Below are 514 nucleotides of genomic sequence, written 5' to 3'. Positions count from 1 at the left end.
CGTCTCCTTTGCCTCGGAATGGGAGGTTGTGAAAGACCTGAAGCTGGTTGGAAATATCGGAATGGAGAGAAATGTCTACAAACAATCGAACAGACATCCTGCGTTTCTTTTAGGCGGCCTGATCTATTCGCTCTCCGAAAAGATCGATATCGATTTTGGCGTCAAAGGCGGCCTGAACAAACCGGAAACCGATTTGACTATCCTCGGAGGGATAGTCTTCAGATTTTAGGAGGGGGGTAACTAAAATGCATAAATCAAAATTCAAGATTCAACATTCAAAAATTTTATTTATTTCGATACTGTTAACTGTCTTCTGCCCACTGCTTACTGTTTCAAACGCCCAGGCCATGCACATCTCGGAGGGGATCTTACCCTTCAACTGGGCGATTTTCTGGTTTGCCATCGCTATTCCCTTCATCGCCTGGGGATTGGTGAGACTCAAAAAACTTTCCTCCTCGGACCTCTCCCTTAAGCCCCTGGTCGGCCTGATGGCGGCGGTCGTCTTCGTCATCTC

At 47.1% G+C, this 514-nt stretch carries 2 protein-coding genes; both read left to right on the top strand.

The window, feature by feature from the left end:
* Positions 1–229: transporter (locus tag N3G78_14930; GenBank protein ID MCX8119210.1), on the top strand; the 229-nt coding region annotated here is incomplete at its 5' end.
* A gap of 118 nt (positions 230–347) precedes the next feature.
* A partial coding sequence (locus tag N3G78_14925; protein MCX8119209.1) for an energy-coupling factor ABC transporter permease occupies positions 348–514 on the top strand: 167 nt, incomplete at its 3' end.

Source organism: Thermodesulfobacteriota bacterium (assembly GCA_026415035.1).
Classification (GTDB): domain Bacteria; phylum Desulfobacterota; class BSN033; order BSN033; family UBA1163; genus RBG-16-49-23.
This window is presented reverse-complemented; position numbering and strand designations above follow the sequence as displayed.